Source organism: Pseudomonas sp., from assembly GCF_036387035.1.
Classification (GTDB): Bacteria; Pseudomonadota; Gammaproteobacteria; order Pseudomonadales; family Pseudomonadaceae; genus Aquipseudomonas.
In genome coordinates this window covers 1-5,402 of record NZ_DASVUM010000233.1, presented here as the reverse complement: position 1 = coordinate 5,402, position 5,402 = coordinate 1, and the positions used below count along the sequence as shown (strand labels likewise).

The 5,402-nt window shown below is 60.8% G+C and carries 7 protein-coding genes; 1 reads left to right on the top strand and 6 read right to left on the bottom strand.

Features of this window, described 5'->3' with window-relative positions; translation table 11 throughout:
• Positions 1–1,109: acyltransferase family protein (locus tag VF672_RS21240; RefSeq protein WP_331106558.1), on the top strand; the 1,109-nt coding region annotated here is incomplete at its 5' end.
• A gap of 30 nt (positions 1,110–1,139) precedes the next feature.
• Here VF672_RS21240 and VF672_RS21235 read toward each other — a convergent pair.
• The 6 genes from VF672_RS21235 to hisB all read right to left on the bottom strand — a co-directional run bounded on the left by VF672_RS21235 (position 1,140) and on the right by hisB (position 5,368).
• Positions 1,140–1,895, bottom strand: a complete 756-nt coding sequence (locus VF672_RS21235; protein ID WP_331106556.1) for an ABC transporter substrate-binding protein — start codon at positions 1,893–1,895, stop codon at positions 1,140–1,142.
• A gap of 211 nt (positions 1,896–2,106) precedes the next feature.
• On the bottom strand, positions 2,107–2,877 hold the full coding sequence (hisF, locus tag VF672_RS21230) for an imidazole glycerol phosphate synthase subunit HisF (RefSeq protein WP_331106554.1): 771 nt from the start codon (positions 2,875–2,877) through the stop codon (positions 2,107–2,109).
• 170 nt (positions 2,878–3,047) lie between these two features.
• The gene (gene hisA / locus VF672_RS21225; protein WP_331106552.1) at positions 3,048–3,785 is read right to left on the bottom strand and encodes a 1-(5-phosphoribosyl)-5-[(5-phosphoribosylamino)methylideneamino]imidazole-4-carboxamide isomerase; all 738 of its coding nucleotides are present in this window, start codon (positions 3,783–3,785) and stop codon (positions 3,048–3,050) included.
• A gap of 91 nt (positions 3,786–3,876) precedes the next feature.
• Complete coding sequence (locus VF672_RS21220) at positions 3,877–4,137, bottom strand: DUF2164 domain-containing protein (protein ID WP_331106550.1); 261 nt, start codon at positions 4,135–4,137, stop codon at positions 3,877–3,879.
• Positions 4,137–4,775: an imidazole glycerol phosphate synthase subunit HisH gene (gene hisH, locus VF672_RS21215; RefSeq protein WP_331106548.1), complete on the bottom strand. Its 639-nt coding sequence runs from the start codon at positions 4,773–4,775 to the stop codon at positions 4,137–4,139. Before hisH ends, VF672_RS21220 begins: the two co-directional genes overlap by 1 nt.
• On the bottom strand, positions 4,775–5,368 hold the full coding sequence (gene hisB / locus VF672_RS21210) for an imidazoleglycerol-phosphate dehydratase HisB (RefSeq protein ID WP_037017551.1): 594 nt from the start codon (positions 5,366–5,368) through the stop codon (positions 4,775–4,777). Before hisB ends, hisH begins: the two co-directional genes overlap by 1 nt.
• Positions 5,369–5,402 lie beyond the last annotated feature (34 nt).

Below are 5,402 nucleotides of genomic sequence, written 5' to 3'. Positions count from 1 at the left end.
TGACCGGTAAGGCGCTGTCGCTCAAGCCCGTGGTCTGGATAGGCCTGCTGTCCTACAGCGCTTACCTCTGGCACCAGCCGATCTTTGCGCTGTATCGCCTGTCACCGCTGCAATTTTCGAGTGACGACCAGGCGGTGTTCCCGCTGCTGATCATTGCCGTGTTCGGGCTGGCGTGGGTCAGCTGGAAGTACATCGAGGCGCCCTTCCGCTACAAAAACCGCGTCTCTCAAAAGAGCGTTTTCAGGTGGGCGGTGGCGAGCATCGTGCTGCTGCTGGCAGTAGGCGGGACGCTGAACGTGCTCTATACACCTGTGGCCGACCCAATGGCGGTTCAGGTGCAGGATTGCGACGGGTATGACGCGGGAGGGTCGGACCTGGCCTGCAAGAAAATCGGCACGGGCAGCCGACTGGTCGTGCTCTTCGGGGACTCACACGTGTTGCCGCTGGTTGATGCCTTCAGCGCCGACCCGGCCATGACCTACATGTTCGTGTCGATCCCGGGTTGCCCACCGCTGGTGGGGCTCGAGCGTTACGACGGTATTGGAAACAGCTCAAACTGCGACAAGCCCGGCCAACTGGCGCATTACGCGCAACAGATCGCCAGCCTGCAGCCGGAGAAAATCATTCTGGTCGGCCGCTGGACCCTTTACATGCACGGCTGGCAAAAGAAGAACGTGCTACAGAAGAAACATCATCTGCTGCAACTGGAAACCGGCGAGACCGGGCTAACGCCTCAGCAGGTGGTTACCAGAGGCGTGGATGCCACGGTGAAGTTCTTCACCCGCACCACGCCGCAAAGCAAGCTGTTCATTCTTGAACAGGTGCCCGATATCCAGATGTTCGGCCATGTGAAGGCGGTCGTCAGCGCACTGGGTGACAGCGTGCCGCGCACTGCCATCGACGCTTGGGACGAAGGCGAGATGTCGATGCTGGCTGACGAAACCGACAGTGGATCGTTGCAGGTCATCCGAACCAAACAGTACTTTTGCAATGCCGCCAGCTGCGAGATTGGCAAGGACAAACGCTTCTACTACCTGGACGACAACCACCTCAGCGCATCTGGCGCAAAGTTGTTGAGTGAGCCATTGAAGCTGGCGATTAACAAATGACCGCGACCCGGGCGGCGGTCCCGGGCCGCGCTAAAGGTACTTGGCGAATATGGAATCAACCACGCCTTCCTGGCGGAGTTGATCCAGTGCGCCTTGCAGGCGGGCAACCACGGCGTCGGGAGTGTCTTTGTTCAAGGCAAGAAACAGTTCAGCGCTGTTGAAGCGCAGCACGGTTTTCAGGCCCGTGATGCCTTCCTGCCGCGCCAGGTACCGCCCCGCCGGATCGCCGGTCGCCCACAAATCGAGCTGGCCATCGACCAGCTTCCTGGCGTTGTCCTTGTCGCTCAGCACCGTGATGGGCTTCATGCCCAGACGCGCAAGCTCCACGGCAATGGCGTCGCCCTTGTAGGCGCCGATTCGGTAGGAGCGCGCGGCCTCGAGTGTACTCAGCTGAATCTGGCTGTCTGCGCGCGCCAACAGAACCCAGTCGTCCGGGCCGATCGGCCCAACCCACTTGAAGCGCTTTTCGCGTTCCGCTAATCGCGCGGTCACGAACACACCGTAGCCGGGATTTTCCAGCGCCAGTTTGTAGATGCGGTCCCAGGGGAAACGCAGGGTCATGCTGTAGCCGATACCGGCACGCTTGAAGGTCTCGCGCACCACCTCGACGGCAATGCCTTTGATGTTGGCTTCCTGGGCGAAATTCTTGCCGTCGGTGGCCATGTTGTAAGGGGGGAAGTTTTCGGTCAGCAGAACCATTGAGTAGGCCTGCGTATCGCCAGCCCTGGCGGCTCCTGACAGCAATGTCGCAACGCTGATCAGTGCAAGCAAAACACCTTTGAACATATCCCTGGCACCTGAGCCTGACGACCGCACGAGAGTGCCGCTAACAGTTTGCAAAGTCCAGTTCGGCTGGTAGGCATGGTGGCGTCAGACCTGACGCGCCTCGTATGCAAAGCCGCCTCGCCGTCCGATCGTCACCCGTGTGCGAGTGAGCTCGCTCACGAAGGGCTGCCGCCCATCCGCCGAGAATTCAGCGGGTGGGCAGTTGCGTCCGTCAGCGAACCACGATCCCCTGCTTCGCCATGTACGCCTTGGCTTCCGGCACGGTGTATTCGCCAAAGTGGAAAATACTCGCTGCCAGCACGGCACTGGCGTGGCCTTCCAGCACGCCGGCCGCCAGATGCTCAAGATTGCCCACGCCGCCTGAAGCAATCACCGGGATGCCGAGGGCGTCGCTGATCGCACGGGTGACGCCCAGGTCGAAACCGTTCTTCATGCCGTCCTGGTCCATGCTGGTGAGGAGGATCTCACCGGCGCCCAGGTCTTCCATCTTCTTCGCCCACATCACGGCGTCCAGACCGGTCGGCTTGCGGCCGCCGTGGGTGAAGATTTCCCAGCGCGGCGTTTCGCCGGGCAGAGACACTCTCTTGGCATCGATGGCCACAACAATGCACTGCGAACCGAAACGCGCGGCGGCTTCACCGACGAACTCGGGGTTGAACACCGCCGCGGTGTTGATCGAGACCTTGTCCGCACCCGCGTTGAGCAAATTGCGGATGTCTTGCACCGTGCGCACGCCGCCGCCAACGGTCAGCGGAATGAACACCTGACTGGCCATGCGCTCGACCGTGTGCAGCGTGGTGTCGCGGCCATCGACACTGGCGGTGATATCGAGGAAGGTAATCTCGTCGGCACCCTGCTCGTCATAACGCCGGGCGATCTCCACCGGATCACCGGCGTCGCGGATGTTCTCGAACTTCACGCCCTTGACCACACGGCCATTGTCGACGTCCAGGCAGGGGATGATGCGTTTGGCGAGGGCCATGGGCCAGTTCTCCGAAAACGGTTGGGAATCTGCCCAACATCACAGCTTCTGAATTTGGAGCCCGCTTTTGTAAGAGTGAGCTTGCTCGCGATGGCGCTGGGTCAGTTGCACATCATTCGGCTGACCAAGCGCATCGCGAGCACGCTCACTTCTACAGGGGAGCGTGCCAGTCAGCCTTTGTAGGAATCACAAAACGCCTGAGCCTCAGCCACGTCCAGCGTGCCTTCATAGATCGCGCGGCCGGTAATCGCGCCGATGATGCCGGGGGCTTTGGCGTCGAGCAGGGCCTTGATGTCGCCCAGGTTATGAATACCGCCCGAGGCGACCACCGGAATGCGGGTCGCGGCGGCCAGCGCGGCGGTGAACGGGACGTTGCAGCCCTGCATCATGCCGTCTTTGGCGATGTCGGTATAAACGATGGCCGAGACGCCATCGGCTTCAAAGCGCTTGGCCAGATCGATCACCTGCACCGTGCTGACTTCAGCCCAGCCGTCGGTGGCGACGAAGCCGTCCTTGGCATCCAGGCCCACGATTACTTTGCCTGGAAACGCGCGGCAGGCTTGCGCGACGAAGTCGGGGTCCTTGACCGCCTTGGTGCCGATAATCACGTAGCTCACGCCGGCTTTGACGTAGTGCTCGATGGTTTCCAAGGAGCGGATGCCGCCGCCGATCTGGATCGGCAGGTTCGGGTAGCGCCGTGCAATCGCCGTGACGACGTCGCCGTTGACAGGCTGGCCCTCGAACGCGCCGTTCAAGTCAACCAGGTGCAAACGACGGCAGCCGCCTTCAACCCATTTGGCGGCCATGCTCACCGGATCATCGGAGAACACCGTGGAATCTTCCATCCGGCCCTGGCGCAGACGCACGCAGGCGCCGTCCTTAAGGTCGATCGCAGGGATAATGAGCATTCGCTTTTCCTTCGTCCAAGTGCCGCTCGTTGCAAGCCATACGCTGCAAGGGGCATTTCTACTGATTCTTGCAGCTTGAGGCTTGAGGCTTCTAGCTGCTCTTCTCCAACGCCCACAGGTCGCTCTCGATGCTTTCGAAACGCTCCTTGAGGTGCGTCTGAACATCGAAGATCGCGCGGTTGTAGTAATGCGGCGCGATCTCGCGGGTGAACAATTCCAGAATTTCGGCCGCTTCGAACGAACCCAGGTCCAGTTCGAAACGGTCTTCCATGAACCGCTTGATCGTGTGACACGCCTCGCTCTCCTGCTCGGGAGTGAGGGTCAGAATCGGCGGTTTGGCCTTCTTGCTCATTACCAGCGGCCGTCCCACGCCGCGAAGTTCTGCAGCAACTGCAGGCCATGGGTGTGGCTCTTCTCCGGGTGGAACTGCACGGCAAAGCGCGAGCCATCGGCCAATGCGGCGGCAAAATCATGACCGTAATGGCCACGGCCAACGATCTGCTGCGGGTTCGGCGAATCGATGTAATAGCTGTGCACGAAATAGAACCGCGCCATGTCCGGAATATTGGCCCACAGCGGGTGATCCATGGCCTGCGCCACTTCGTTCCAGCCCATGTGCGGGACCTTCAGATGCTGGCCGTCTTCGTGGAGGTCCTTGCCGAAGAAACGCACCTGACCGGGGAACGTGCCGATGCAATCAACGCCGCCGCTCTCCTCGCTGCGCTCCATCAGCGCCTGCATGCCCACACAGATGCCGAGAAACGGACGGTCCTGACTGACTTCGCGCACCAGGGCATCGAAGCCCAGGCGCCGAATTTCCGCCATGCAGTCGCGAATGGCGCCGACACCTGGAAACACGACACGGTCGGCCTCACGGATGACGGAGGCATCGCTGGTGATCAACACGCGACCGGCGCCGACATGCTCCAGGGCCTTGGCCACCGAGTGCAGGTTGCCCATGCCATAGTCGATAACGGCAACGGTCTGCATTACAGCACGCCTTTAGTCGAAGGCATCTGGCCGGCCATGCGGTCGTCAAGCTCCACCGCCATGCGCAATGCACGGCCAAAAGCCTTGAAGACGGTTTCGATCTGGTGGTGAGTGTTGTGGCCGCGCAGGTTGTCGATGTGCAGCGTGACATTGGCGTGGTTGACGAAGCCCTGGAAGAATTCCTGGAACAGGTCCACGTCAAAGCCGCCGACAGTGGCGCGGGTATACGGCACGTGCATTTGCAGGCCGGGACGACCGGAGAAGTCGATGACCACCCGCGACAACGCTTCATCCAGCGGGACGTAGGCGTGGCCGTAGCGACGGATGCCTTTTTTGTCGCCGATGGCTTTGCTGAACGCCTGACCCAGCGTAATGCCGACATCTTCCACGGTGTGGTGATCGTCGATATGCAGGTCGCCTTTGCATTCGATGTCCAGATCGATAAGCCCGTGACGGGCGATCTGGTCGAGCATGTGTTCAAGAAAAGGGACGCCGATATCGAATCGGGCCTTTCCGGTGCCATCCAGGTTGATCGAGGCTTTGATCTGGGTTTCCAGGGTGTCGCGCTCGACGAACACCATACGTTCGGCCATCACCAGCTCCGCAAAATCATTGGGCGAAAAGGCG

Coding starts and splice junctions, on each gene's coding strand:
- hisH (WP_331106548.1), bottom strand. CDS start 4,775: ATGCAGACCGTTGCCGTTATCGACTATGGCATGGGCAACCTGCACTCG.
- hisF (WP_331106554.1), bottom strand. CDS start 2,877: ATGGCCCTCGCCAAACGCATCATCCCCTGCCTGGACGTCGACAATGGC.
- hisA (WP_331106552.1), bottom strand. CDS start 3,785: ATGCTCATTATCCCTGCGATCGACCTTAAGGACGGCGCCTGCGTGCGT.
- VF672_RS21220 (WP_331106550.1), bottom strand. CDS start 4,137: ATGAGCAAGAAGGCCAAACCGCCGATTCTGACCCTCACTCCCGAGCAG.
- VF672_RS21235 (WP_331106556.1), bottom strand. CDS start 1,895: ATGTTCAAAGGTGTTTTGCTTGCACTGATCAGCGTTGCGACATTGCTG.
- hisB (WP_037017551.1), bottom strand. CDS start 5,368: ATGGCCGAACGTATGGTGTTCGTCGAGCGCGACACCCTGGAAACCCAG.